Source organism: Burkholderia sp. Bp8986 (assembly GCF_003854225.1).
In the GTDB taxonomy this organism is placed as follows: Bacteria; Pseudomonadota; Gammaproteobacteria; order Burkholderiales; family Burkholderiaceae; genus Burkholderia.
Window position 1 is genome coordinate 61,049 of sequence record NZ_QTQM01000042.1, and the last position, 11,367, is coordinate 72,415.

An 11,367-nucleotide genomic window follows, 5' to 3' on the forward strand; every position below is an offset into this window, starting at 1 on the left:
GCCCCCGCCCGTCGCCGATCCCTGACGGGCGTCTCCGTCCCCCGCGGTGTCCACGTGACTGAGCGAGCAGACACGGGGGCGCGGGCCGATTTTCCGCCCCGGGCGTGCGCGTCCGGGGCGCTTTTGTCGTTGGCTTTTTCACGAAAATGCGCGTCGATTGTTTCTGATTCGACAAAAGGTAATTTGAGCCAGACAGGATGTTTTTTCCGGTCACAGACGCTTACATTTAGCGCACCACTCATGGAAACCGCTACGGATTCGCCCTCGGGTAGTGACATCCACTGCCACGGCCGAAACCGCACGAGCTTTAGGAAACGGCAAATGAAGGCCTCCAAATCCCTGCCTGTGCTCGATCCCGCCGACGTCCACGTCGAAATTCTGGAACGCTCCGATACGCTGCTCGTCGTCCGCTGGGTCGAACCCGGCCGCTGTCACTACGGCGAACAGCGCTGGCGCCGCCGCTTCGCGCAGCGCACCGGCACCTGCGCGCTGTCGCGCCAGGTCATCCAGCGCGGCGACGAAGTATTCCGCCCGGCCGAGCGCCCGGCACCCGCGAACGCGGCGGCGATGATCTCCGCGGCCGAAGTGCTCGCGCTGGCCGGGAGCCGGTAACGCCCGCCGGCCACCCGTGCCGGGGCCCGCGGCCTGATGCGCTGGCGCGCCCTAGAACCGCCGGTCTAATTCCCCCGCTTGTCTGTCCCGCCTGCGCGGACTATCGTTACACCACCCAATGTAACGATTACGCGTCGTGGCGCACTGCCACGCCGATGGAGGCAGACATGCATGCATGGAGCGCGCGCCACGTCCCGGCGCAAGGCGGCAAGGTCGCGGTCGTGACCGGCGCCAACAGCGGCCTCGGCTGGCATATCGCGGAAACGCTGGCCGCCAAGGGCGCGACGGTCGTGATGGGCTGCCGCGATGCCGCGCGCGCCGCGCAGGCCGCCGCTGCGATTCGCCGGCTCCATCCCGCCGCACGGGTCGAAGTCGATCCGCTCGACCTCGCCGATCTCGCGTCGATCCGGCGCTTCGCCGCCGACGTCGCCGACCGCCACGGCCGCGTCGACATCCTCTGCAACAACGCCGGCGTGATGTTCCTGCCGCTGCGGCACACGCACGACGGCTTCGAGATGCAGTTCGGCACCAACCACCTCGGCCATTTCGCGCTGACCGGCCATCTGCTGCCCGCGCTGCGCGCCGCCCGGCGCGCGCGTGTCGTGACGATGTCGAGCGGCTTCAACCGCGGCGGCCGGATCCGGGTCGACGACCTGCGCGCCGAGCACCGTTACAACCGTTATCTCGCCTACTGCGACAGCAAACTCGCGAACCTGGTGTTCGCGCTCGAGTTGCAGCGCCGCTTCCAGCGCGCGGGGTTCGCGGGAATCAGCGTCGCCGCGCATCCCGGCTACGCGGCAACCAACCTGCAGTTCGCGGGCCCCGCGATGGACAGTTCGCCCACGCGCGCCGCGCTGATGCGCGCGGCGAACCGTTATCTCGCGCAACCGGCCGAGCAGGGTGCGTTGCCCGCGATTCATGCGGCGACGTCGCCCGACCTCGCCGGGGGCTCGTACATCGGGCCGTCCGGCTGGCTCGAGTCGCGCGGCCTGCCGGCACCGGCGAGCGTGCCGCGCGCGGCACGCGACGTGGCCCTCGCGGCACTGCTGTGGGAGGCTTCCGAAGCCGCGACGGGCGTACGTTTCCTGAGTTCGGGCGCGCCCGCCGGCGGGCCGCCCGCCAAGCCGTTCGATGCGGCCGCCGAGGCGCGCTGAATCCCGCGCGTGCCGCCTCAACATTCCTCATACTTATTACACTTACAGAAACGAAAGCAGGATGAAAGCCTGATCTGGCGTCCCACTGTTACCGCCCTGGAAACAATCTATCGTCAAAATCAGCGTTTACCCTCAACGCCCCGGTGACTAAGATTTAGTCAATCGCTGCAGACATGGTGTCGCAAGCGAACCCAATAAAACACCGGAGGTCATCATGAAATCGCTCGTTTCCGCAGTTGTTGCCGCTGTCGCCCTGTCCGCTTCGTTCGGCGCTTTCGCACAAAGCACCGTGACCCGCGCTCAAGTCCGCAACGAACTGGTTCAGCTCGAACAAGCCGGCTACAAGCCGGGCGTGTCGAGCCCGTACTACCCGAACGACATCCAGTCGGCGGAAGCGCGCGTTCATGGTGCCGACGCCAGCGGCTACGGCGCGCAACCGGCTCCGGTCGTCCACTCGGGCGCCCCGGCTGCCGCAGCGTCGTCGAACGCACGCGACTCGGTCTTCTTCGGCCAGTAAGCCGACGCGCCCCCGGCGGGCGCACCGCGCATCGCGCGATGAAGAAGCTGGATCCGGACGAGCCCCTCATGCGGGCTCGTCTTTTTTTGTGAAAACGCATACCTCCGCCGCCCGGCAGCGGGTGGCTTCGCCCGGGCGCCTTGCGTCCGGGCGCTTTTTCTCCGGCGAGGTATGCGTAACGAAGTCGACTGCGGAAGTCGAATGCGCCGATCAGCGCCCGGCGGCAGCCGCGGGCAGCGCACGCGACAGCACACGCCAGCGCGACAGCAGTTCGTCGCGATCGACGTAGCAGCCCTGCAGATGCCGGCGGCCCGTCGACGGATCGAACTCGGTGCGCGCATGCAGCACGCGCCGGTTGTCGAACGCCCACATGTCGCCCGCCCGCAGCCGGCGCTGCACGCGGAAACGCGGCTCGCGCGCGAGCGCGAGAAACCGCCGGTACGCGCGGTAGACGGCCGCGACGGCGCCGGCCGGCGCATCGAGCGGCCCGCGCAGGAAGTTCGCGACGCGCACCTCGGTCACGTTGCCGCGCGCATCGAGCCCGATCACCGGCGCCGAACAGCGGTAGTCGCTGTTCGCACTCTTGTTCCAGAACTCGAACGGTGTCGACGCAAGCTGCGTGAAATCGTCCGGATATTCGCGCCGCAGCGCATCCGCGAGCGCGAAGCCGTCGAGGAACACGCTGTCTCCGCCCGTTGCGTCGTTCGCGAGGCAGTGCAGGAACTGCACGCCCGGCTGCAATTCACGCGTCGGCAGGTCGGTGTGCGGCGGCAGGTTCAGCGACGTATAGGCATTGCTGTCCGGCCGCGGCTTCGATTCGACATCGAACAGCACGCCGAAATTGCTTTCGCGGATCAGGCCGACACGCCGCGCGATCTGGTCGACCCGGCCGGGTTCGGCCGGCACGCCCTCGACGAGCGTCAGCCCCGTGCGCTGCAACGCGGCGAGCCAGGCGAGCAACGCGCCGTCGTCCTCCATCACGTCACGCCACGCGAACACGCCGATCGCCGTCGCATCGTCGCCGGTCCACACGTGCCGCCCGTGCGCGGCCTGGCGTTCCGCACGGGACGCATCGTCGTAAGCATGCGCGCGCAACCATCCCGGCGACCAGGCGCTGCGATGCCCGTCGTTCCACTCGACGTGCAGGGCGCCGTCGGTTTCGACATGCACGACGATCGCCGACAGATCCTCGCGCGCATCGGCGATCTCGAACACCTGTTCGCGCGTGAGCGCATGCACGCACGCGGAGCACGCGCAGTTGTCGCGCAACCAGTCGAAGTGAAACGGCGATCGTCGCGTATCGCTCCACTCGACGTTCACCGCACCCTCGCCGATCGTCGCCGCCGCAATGGCCGCGTCGGCGGAAAAGGTCCGCCAGTCCTCGATACGGTGTTGCGCTGCCTGCATCGTTGCCTCCCGGAAAACGCCCGCTACGCGTGTGGTGCGAGCAGAAACCCGCCGATCATCCGGTGCATCCGCGCGGCCTGCGGGCTCGTTCCGAGCGCGCGCCAGCAGCCGTGCACCAGCCCCTCTCCCATCCAGTAACGCGCGGCGCCGCCGGCCGCGAGAATGTGTTCGACATAGACGCGCGCATCGTCGCGCAGCGGATCGTGTTCCGCGCCGATCGCGAGCACGGGCGGCAGGCCGTCGAAACGCGCCGCCGCGAGCGGCACCGAGGCGCGCAGCAGCGGATCGTCATCGCCCGGCGCATCGTCGCGTTCACTGCCCCAGTACAACGCGCGATAGCGATGGACGTCGTCGAGCGTCAGCATCGGCGCGTGTGCCTCGGTTTCGCGCGCCGGCGATTGCGGTTCGAAGCCGAGCATCGGATAGACGAGCGCGATCCCGTCGATGCCGCCTTCGCCCGCATCGCGCAGCGCGGTCGCGACGGCGGCCGCGAGGTTGCCGCCGGCACTGTCGCCGGCGAGCGTCAGCGGTCGCGCGCACGCGTCGAACGGCCAGTGCGCTGCGTCGCGCGCGGCGCGCGTGACGGCCAGGCAATCGTCGAGCGCGGCCGGCGCGCAATGCTCGGGCGCGAGCCGGTAGTCGACCGCGATCACGGCCAGCCCCGTGTCGGCCGCCAGTTGCGCGGTGATCAACGCATGACTGTCGAGCGAGCCGACGACGAAGCCGCCGCCATGAAAGAACAGCACGGTGCCGCGCGGCTCGCCGTGCGCGGGCGCATAGCGCCGCAGCGCGATCGCGCGTCCGTCCGGCGCATGCCACACCGCATCGTGCCGGACGATGCCGGCCGGCAGTTCGGCGGGCGTCCATGCGGCCGCGAAGCGATCGTAGACGCGGCGTTGCTCGTCGGGCGAGCGCGCCGCTGCGTCGGCCGGATACCACGCGTCGACGGCCGCGACGAACGCTGCGATTTCCGGTTCGAGCATCGTGTGCGCTCCGCGGTCCAGGGTTGAACGTCGACGCTAGCGGCGCGGCGGCAGTCCGATCACGCGGCCCGCATACGCAGGGGCCGCGCAATCGCGCTGCACCGCATGCAGTTCGGCCACGCGCGCGGCGACGTCGTCGTCGAACGGCGCCGATTTCGCGCCGTCGCGCGTGTCGACGTGCAGCAGCATCTGCTCGCTCGCCGACACCGCGCCGTCGTGCCCGTCGGCGAACAGTTCGAGATACAGGTGCAGCCGCTTCGCGTCGTGCGCGAGCACGCGCGCATCGACGCGCACGCGCGTGCCTTCCTTGATCTCCTGCAGATAGTTCACGTGCGCTTCGAGCGTGTAGACCGAGCGGCCCCGCTCGCGACGCGCGGCGTCGTCGAGACCGATGCGGTCCAGCAGCGCATCGGTCGCGAAGCTGAAGATCAGCAGATAGAACGCGTCGCGCAGATGGCCGTTGTAGTCGACCCATTCGGGCCGCACGACGTCGCGGTAGATCGTCAGCGGGGTATCGCCTGTCATGTTCGTTCAGTCCTCGAATCGCATTCCGTGCCGCGCCTTCACCGCGGCGATCGCCTTCAGCACCTCGGTGATGCACTCGTCGCGATAGCGCTCGAGTTCCTTGATGCTGCGCGTGCCCTGCTGCTCGCTCGTGCCTTCGACGACGCTGTCGATCAGTGCATCGGTCAGCTTCGGCGCGACCAGCTTCGTCCATGGCAGTTCGAGCGCGGGGCCGAACTGCTGCATGAAGTGTCGCATGCCCGCGTCGCCGCCGGCCAGCGTGTACGTCAGGAACGTGCCCATGAACGACCAGCGGATGCCCGCGCCGAAGCGGATCGCATCGTCGATCTCGCCGGTCGTCGCGACGCCCTCGTTGACGAGATGCAGCGCCTCGCGCCACAGCGCTTCGAGCAGCCGGTCCGCGATGAAGCCCGGCACTTCCTTGCGCACGTGCAGCGGCCGCATGCCGAGCTTGCGATAGATCGCCATCGCCGCCTCGACCGCTTCCGGCGAGGTGCGCGCGCCGCCGAGCACCTCGACGAGCGGCAGCAGATAGACCGGATTGAACGGATGACCGACCACGCAGCGCTCCGGATGCGTCGCCCGCGCATAGAAGTCGGTCGGCAGCAGCCCCGACGTCGACGATGCGATGATCGCGTCCGGCTTCGCCGCGCGGCTGATCTGTTCGTGCAGCTCGAGCTTCAGCGCCTCGCGCTCGGGTGCGCTTTCCTGGATGAAGTCCGCGTCGGCGACGCAGGCCTCGATCGTCGACTCGAAGCGCAGCCGCGCGGGATCGGCGCCCGGCGCGAGGCCGACGCGCTCGAGCGCAGGCCATGCATTCGCGACGCTCGCGCGCAAGCGCGCTTCCGCGTCCGGCGCGGGGTCCCACACGACCACGTCCAGACCATGCGCGAGCGCACGGCAAATCCATCCGCTGCCGATCACGCCGGTGCCGATCGCGGCGAACGTCTTGATGTCGGTCTTCACTGCCATGTCAACACATCCTTCAAATCGAGGAGAATCGGACGGCGGCGCACCCGTGCGCGCCGCCGCATTGAAGCGGAATCAGCGTTGAAACTCACGCGAACTCGGCCACCGCGCGGCGTTCGAGCAGGCGCTCGCCACGCGCCGGCAGGCCGAGCTTGCGACGCCCTTCGGCCGGCGTCAGCACGCGGCCGCCGAGCCGTTCGACGATTTCCCGCGCACGCTCGACGAGCGTGCCGTTGGTCGCGTGCACGCCGCGATCGAGCCAGATGTTGTCTTCGAGGCCCACGCGCACGTGGCCGCCGAGCAGCATCGCCTGCGCGACCATCGGCATCTGCATGCGGCCGATCCCGAAGCCGGCCCAGTGCGCGCCCGGCGGCAGGTTGTCGACCATCGCCTTCATCGTGCCGGTGTCGGCCGGCGCGCCCCACGGAATGCCGAGGCACAGCTGGAACAGCGGCGGATCGTCAAGGAGCCCTTCCTTCAGCAATTGCTTCGCGAACCACAGATGGCCCGTATCGAAGATTTCCAGCTCCGGTTTCACGCCGAGTTCCTGGATACGCTTGGCGCCGGCGCGCAGTTGCGCGGGCGTCGACACGTAGATGTAGTCGCCGTCGCCGAAATTCAGCGTGCCGCAGTCGAGCGTGCAGATTTCCGGCAGCAGTTCCTCGACGTGCGCGAGACGCGTGAGGCCGCCGACGAGATCCGTGCCCTTGCCGAAGCGCATCGGGTCTTCGCCCGGACCGATCTCCAGATCGCCGCCCATGCCGGCCGTCAGGTTGATGATCACGTCGACGTCCGCCGAGCGAATCCGGTCGACCACTTCGCGGTACAGGTTCGGGTCGCGGCTGCCGCGGCCCGTCTGCGGATCGCGCACGTGGCAGTGCGCCACCGTCGCGCCGGCCTTCGCGGCCTCGATCGCGGCGGCCGCGATTTCCTTCGGCGTGACCGGAATCGCCGGATGTTTGCCGACCGTATCGCCCGCGCCGGTGACCGCGCAGGTGATGATGACTTCGTGGTTCATGCTGAGTGCCCTCGTTTGCTTCGGTTCGTGTCGCTCGATTTCCGTCGTACTGCAGATGATTTTTCGCTGCGCGCCGCACGCTCGCGGCGCGTGCGGGCCGTTACAGGCCGAGATAGGCCTTCACGGCAGGCAGGCCGTCCTTGCCGTCGAACGTCTTGACGCCGGCGAGCCACGCATCGAGCACCTGCGGATTCTTCTTCAGGTACGCCTTCGCGGCGTCGGCCGGCTTCGTCTTGTTCATCACCGACTGCATCAGCTGGTTCTCCAGCTGCGTCGTGAAGCGCAGGTTCTCGACGAGCTTGCCCGCGTTCGGGCAGCGCGAGATGAAATCGGGCGCCGTCAGCGTGTACACGCGCGCTTCGCCGTAGTTCGGGCCGAACGCCGCATCGCCGCCGGACAGGTAGTTCATGCTGATCTGGATGTTCATCGGATGCGGTTCCCAGCCGAGAAACACGACCCACTTCTTGTCGCGGATCGCGCGCTCGACCGTGACGAGCATCCCCGCCTCGCTCGATTCGACCAGCTTGAAGCCGCCGAGGCCGTACTGGTTCGTGTCGATCATCTTCTGGATCGTCGCGTTCGCGCTGCTGCCCGGCTCGATCCCGTAGATCTTGCCGTCGAGCTCCGCGCGGTGCTTCGCGATGTCCTCGAAGGTCTTCAGGCCGGCCTGGTATTCGTAGCTCGGCACCGCGAGCGTCGCCTTCGCGCCCGACAGGTTCGGCGGTTCGACCACGTTGATCGACTTGCTGTCGAGGAACGGCTGGAGCTGCTTCTGCTGCACCGGCCACCAGTAGCCGAGCGAGATGTCCAGCTGCTTGCTCTTCAGGCCGGCGAACGAGATCGGCACCGATGCGATCGTCGTCGTCGGCTTGTAGCCGAGCCCTTCGAACACCGTCGACGCGAGCGCCGTGGTGGACGTGATGTCGGTCCAGCCGATATCCGCGAAGCGTACGTTGCGGCAAGTCGCGGCATCCGTTTCGGCCTGCGCCGCGGTCGCGAACGCGCCGGTCGCCAGCACGGCCGCGACGAACGCGGCGATCTTTGTCGACTTCATGGTTTCTCCCCTTCGGTTGGACCGATGTCCTGCGGATTCGCGGAGTGCGTCCCGGCCTGCATCGTGGGAGTAAAAGTAACGAGCCATATTCACCGCAAGACGACCGCCGGCGACCTGTTCTTGACTATTTGCGACTATGGGTGGAAACCACTACGCGCGGGGAGCGTCTTGTATGGCGGGGGTTTGGGGCGAATTTCGATGAGGAGGGGTTTGTCCGGATGCGGCGTCATGAGATGCCATGCGCGACAACCAGACAGGGTCGGTCAGGTCCGTGCGGCTGCAAGCGCGTTGCCGAAATGCTCGACGGCGCCGTCGAAGCGCGCCGCGCCGACGTCGAACACCCAGCGGCGCAGCGCGGGGGGCGCGGCAAGACCCAGCTCCGCGACCCGATACCCGGTGTCGATCGCGGCCAGCACGGCCTTCACCATGGCCTGCGGCATGCCTTCGGTGGCGGTGGTCGTCAGCCCGCCGTCGAGTATGCTCGGCGCAAAGGCCGCGCTCTCGACTTCCTGCTGGATCGCCGTCCGCGCGGCCGTGGCGACGGCATCCGCGGTTCTTTCGATCGTCCAGCTGGCAGGATCGCCGAGCCCGACCAGCAACAAGGCACGCGCCGCGATGCCCGCGGGCGGATGGCTGATCCACAGCGTTTCCATCGGCGCGGCCCGAAAACGACCCTCGCGCCGCAAGCCGGTGAGTGCCCCCGACAGTGCGAGGTCAAGATGGCGTAACCCGCCGGTCGGGCCATCGCCCGTCGCCTCGCGGGCAAACATGCAGCCACAGGAAAGGTCGACCTGCGCGCCTACGCCATCCCATGCGGCGACCTCGAAGGCCACCTCCCGCCAACGACCGATATTTTGTCGAAGAATCAAATCGTCTCTCCCGCAAGATTGGAACAGGGTCCGGAGCGCAGCGCGCGCCCCGGTGTCCGGCGTTGCGCCTCTTCATCCGCCTGGCCGGGCTTGCGCCGGCGCACGAGCAACCCGTCATCCGCGTACGCCGGTGCCTACGTTACGCTTATTGCCTGGCGGCAAGACCGAACGCATAGAGCTTGTGACTCGTGCCGTCGTACGGCAGACCGAGTACCTTGGTGTGGTAGCCCGCCCCCCAGTACACCGACCCGTCGACGATGGCAGCGCCCGACACCACCGCGCCGTTGTTCTCGTAGCTCCACTTGATCTCGCCCGTCGCCGCATCGAGCGCATACATGCTCGCGCCCGTCCCGGCCAACGAGCCGGCATAGACGACACCGTTTGCGGCCGACATCGCCACCGTGTCCATCTTGCCCTGCGGGTCGGCCGTGCGCCACAGCACCTTGCCGGTGGCGGCGTCGACCGCCGCCCAGATGCCGCCCTTGGTCGTCTTCTGGCCGTTCGGACCGTTGTCGACGTCGATCGATTTTCCGTCCAGGTTGCCGATCGAAACGTAGATGCGCTTGCCGTCGGCGGCCGTCCCCCACAGCATGCCGCCCAGCAGGCTGCCCGGGCCGACCTGCGTCTGCCAGACCACCTTGCCGGTCTTGGGATCGAGCGCCCAGTACACGCCGCTCTTCGCGCCCGCGCCCACCAACGTCCTCTCCTTCCCGTTGATGGTCGCCTTGAACAGGTTGGGCCCCGAGCCGAAATCGTAGTCCGGGCCGTCGTCGTGGTCGTAGTTGGTCGACATGTCGGCCGCCAACGTACGGGTATGCCAGACGATCCTGCCGGTCTTGAGGTCGAGCGCGACAAAGCTGTCGATCATGTTGGCAGGCGTATCGGGTTTGCAGTTCTTCTGGGTCGGGTAACGGCAGTGACCCGGCGGAACCGAGAAGTTGTTGCCCGTGGTCACGTAGAGCAGGCCGGTTTCATGATCGACCGCCGCCGTGTTGCCCCACACCGAGCCGCCGGTATATCCCTTCGGCACCATATAGGTCTTCCACAGCATCTTGCCGGTCCTGGCGTCGAGGGCGACCACCGCGCCGCGATAGGTCGGCTTGTCCTTGAGCGCCTCGGCACGCGACGAGAGGCCGACGTACACCACACCGCGATCGACGACCGGCGACTGGGTAATGATCGCGGTCGGATCCGAATCCACCTTGGTCCGCCACAGCGGCGCGCCATCCTCTGCCTTCGCTGCCAGCACGAACGCGCCGGTCGGGTTGTTCGCAACCTGGGTGCCCTGCCCGAAGATCAGCGTGCCTTCCCAGTAGGCCGGGCTGGTGCGCGACGCATCGTTGTCGATGCCGCTGTATTCGGTGATCTTCTTCTTCCACTTCACCTTGCCGCTGGCGGCATCGACCGCCCACAGCGAGCCGCCGAAGTCCGGCACATACACGGTGCCGTTGGCGACGGTCGGCGTGGCCGACACGTTGCCGTCGGTATCCAGCGTCCAGCGCGGCGCAAGCTGCGAGACGTTGTCGACGCCGATGACGCGCTCGTCCGGCGCGGTACGCGTGTTGTCGACACCCTGCCCGGCAAAGACCCAGTCCGCCGCCGCACCCGGGCCGCTTGCGAGCATGCCGAACAGGGCAAGCGTTCCGATCATGGCCGGCGTACGCCGACGCCACGAGGCAAGTCCGGCATGCTGCTTGTTGGATGTTTTCATGACATCACCTTACCGAGAGAAGAGTGACTGATGACCGGCCGAACCGAAACGGCCGCGGTGAAAAAAACTGGCGCGCCGGGGCGACTGGAAGCGACCGGGACGCTGGCGATACCCGACCTGCGCGTGCTTTCAAAAGCGGGGAAAAGATCGACATGGCCGGGATGAATCATTTGACGCAGCGTGAATACCAATACCCAAAGTTCGGTTGCGAAGCGCAAAACATAGGACCACTGCATGAAACCACCACACGCGCCGATGAAACATGCGCGCCCGTGACGACAGCGCGCGACGACGCGCGAACCCTGAAGCCGATGCACCGGCAGATCCGCCGCTCAGAACGTATGCATCATCCCCACATACGCGCCCGTCTGCGACTCGCCCGTCATCGGGCTCGTGCCCGAGGTCGCGTCGCGCGGCGACGCGAGCAGCGAGAAGTTCGAATTCCCGCCGTTGCGCACGTACGCGACCGTCCCGTACAGGAACGTGCGCTTCGACAGGTTGTACGTCGTGCCGAGCACGTACATGATCGCGTGGCCCGACGGATCGTG

Annotated in this window: 12 protein-coding genes and 1 pseudogene; 3 read left to right on the plus strand and 10 right to left on the minus strand. The window is 67.6% G+C overall.

Going from position 1 to position 11,367, the window contains the following annotated elements:
• Positions 1 to 321 precede the first annotated feature (321 nt).
• The 3 genes from DID99_RS28800 (at position 322) to DID99_RS28810 (ending at position 2,283) form a co-directional block, all read left to right on the plus strand.
• Positions 322 to 612, plus strand: coding sequence for a DUF3331 domain-containing protein (locus tag DID99_RS28800; RefSeq protein WP_044847789.1), 291 nt, complete (start codon positions 322 to 324; stop codon positions 610 to 612).
• Positions 613 to 779: 167 nt separating this feature from the next.
• Positions 780 to 1,766, plus strand: coding sequence for an oxidoreductase (locus tag DID99_RS28805; RefSeq protein ID WP_124668042.1), 987 nt, complete (start codon positions 780 to 782; stop codon positions 1,764 to 1,766).
• 214 nt (positions 1,767 to 1,980) lie between these two features.
• The gene (locus DID99_RS28810) at positions 1,981 to 2,283 is read left to right on the plus strand and encodes a DUF4148 domain-containing protein (RefSeq protein WP_124485209.1); all 303 of its coding nucleotides are present in this window, start codon (positions 1,981 to 1,983) and stop codon (positions 2,281 to 2,283) included.
• Between the two features lie 210 nt (positions 2,284 to 2,493).
• Here DID99_RS28810 and DID99_RS28815 read toward each other — a convergent pair whose 3' ends face one another.
• The 10 genes and pseudogenes from DID99_RS28815 to DID99_RS28860 form a co-directional block, all read right to left on the minus strand.
• On the minus strand, positions 2,494 to 3,690 hold the full coding sequence (locus DID99_RS28815; protein ID WP_124668043.1) for a TauD/TfdA family dioxygenase: 1,197 nt from the start codon (positions 3,688 to 3,690) through the stop codon (positions 2,494 to 2,496).
• Positions 3,691 to 3,713: 23 nt separating this feature from the next.
• The gene (locus tag DID99_RS28820; RefSeq protein ID WP_124668044.1) at positions 3,714 to 4,673 is read right to left on the minus strand and encodes an alpha/beta hydrolase; all 960 of its coding nucleotides are present in this window, start codon (positions 4,671 to 4,673) and stop codon (positions 3,714 to 3,716) included.
• A 36-nt stretch (positions 4,674 to 4,709) separates the two neighbouring features.
• A complete protein-coding gene (locus DID99_RS28825; RefSeq protein WP_044847785.1) occupies positions 4,710 to 5,198 on the minus strand; it encodes a thioesterase family protein in 489 nt (162 codons plus the stop codon).
• A gap of 6 nt (positions 5,199 to 5,204) precedes the next feature.
• A complete protein-coding gene (locus DID99_RS28830) occupies positions 5,205 to 6,170 on the minus strand; it encodes an L-carnitine dehydrogenase (RefSeq protein WP_124668045.1) in 966 nt (321 codons plus the stop codon).
• Positions 6,171 to 6,255: 85 nt separating this feature from the next.
• Entirely contained in the window at positions 6,256 to 7,185 is a 930-nt protein-coding gene (locus DID99_RS28835) for a 3-keto-5-aminohexanoate cleavage protein (RefSeq protein WP_006484708.1), read from the minus strand.
• A 100-nt stretch (positions 7,186 to 7,285) separates the two neighbouring features.
• The gene (locus tag DID99_RS28840; RefSeq protein WP_044847783.1) at positions 7,286 to 8,239 is read right to left on the minus strand and encodes a choline ABC transporter substrate-binding protein; all 954 of its coding nucleotides are present in this window, start codon (positions 8,237 to 8,239) and stop codon (positions 7,286 to 7,288) included.
• A 263-nt stretch (positions 8,240 to 8,502) separates the two neighbouring features.
• Complete coding sequence (locus DID99_RS28845) at positions 8,503 to 9,108, minus strand: M17 family peptidase N-terminal domain-containing protein (protein WP_124668046.1); 606 nt, start codon at positions 9,106 to 9,108, stop codon at positions 8,503 to 8,505.
• Between the two features lie 145 nt (positions 9,109 to 9,253).
• Positions 9,254 to 10,759, minus strand: coding sequence for a PQQ-binding-like beta-propeller repeat protein (locus tag DID99_RS28850; protein ID WP_185733835.1), 1,506 nt, complete (start codon positions 10,757 to 10,759; stop codon positions 9,254 to 9,256).
• Between the two features lie 56 nt (positions 10,760 to 10,815).
• Complete coding sequence (locus tag DID99_RS28855) at positions 10,816 to 11,055, minus strand: hypothetical protein (RefSeq protein ID WP_124668048.1); 240 nt, start codon at positions 11,053 to 11,055, stop codon at positions 10,816 to 10,818.
• A 96-nt stretch (positions 11,056 to 11,151) separates the two neighbouring features.
• Positions 11,152 to 11,367 (minus strand): annotated as a pseudogene (locus tag DID99_RS28860) (porin); the annotation flags it as partial.

Bases quoted from the DNA above. Each gene is read 5' to 3' on its own strand.
- DID99_RS28800 (WP_044847789.1), top strand. From the start codon at position 322: ATGAAGGCCTCCAAATCCCTGCCTGTGCTCGATCCCGCCGACGTCCAC.
- DID99_RS28805 (WP_124668042.1), top strand. From the start codon at position 780: ATGCATGCATGGAGCGCGCGCCACGTCCCGGCGCAAGGCGGCAAGGTC.
- DID99_RS28810 (WP_124485209.1), top strand. From the start codon at position 1,981: ATGAAATCGCTCGTTTCCGCAGTTGTTGCCGCTGTCGCCCTGTCCGCT.
- DID99_RS28815 (WP_124668043.1), bottom strand. From the start codon at position 3,690: ATGCAGGCAGCGCAACACCGTATCGAGGACTGGCGGACCTTTTCCGCC.
- DID99_RS28820 (WP_124668044.1), bottom strand. From the start codon at position 4,673: ATGCTCGAACCGGAAATCGCAGCGTTCGTCGCGGCCGTCGACGCGTGG.
- DID99_RS28825 (WP_044847785.1), bottom strand. From the start codon at position 5,198: ATGACAGGCGATACCCCGCTGACGATCTACCGCGACGTCGTGCGGCCC.
- DID99_RS28830 (WP_124668045.1), bottom strand. From the start codon at position 6,170: ATGGCAGTGAAGACCGACATCAAGACGTTCGCCGCGATCGGCACCGGC.
- DID99_RS28835 (WP_006484708.1), bottom strand. From the start codon at position 7,185: ATGAACCACGAAGTCATCATCACCTGCGCGGTCACCGGCGCGGGCGAT.
- DID99_RS28840 (WP_044847783.1), bottom strand. From the start codon at position 8,239: ATGAAGTCGACAAAGATCGCCGCGTTCGTCGCGGCCGTGCTGGCGACC.
- DID99_RS28850 (WP_185733835.1), bottom strand. From the start codon at position 10,759: ATGATCGGAACGCTTGCCCTGTTCGGCATGCTCGCAAGCGGCCCGGGT.
- DID99_RS28855 (WP_124668048.1), bottom strand. From the start codon at position 11,055: ATGCAGTGGTCCTATGTTTTGCGCTTCGCAACCGAACTTTGGGTATTG.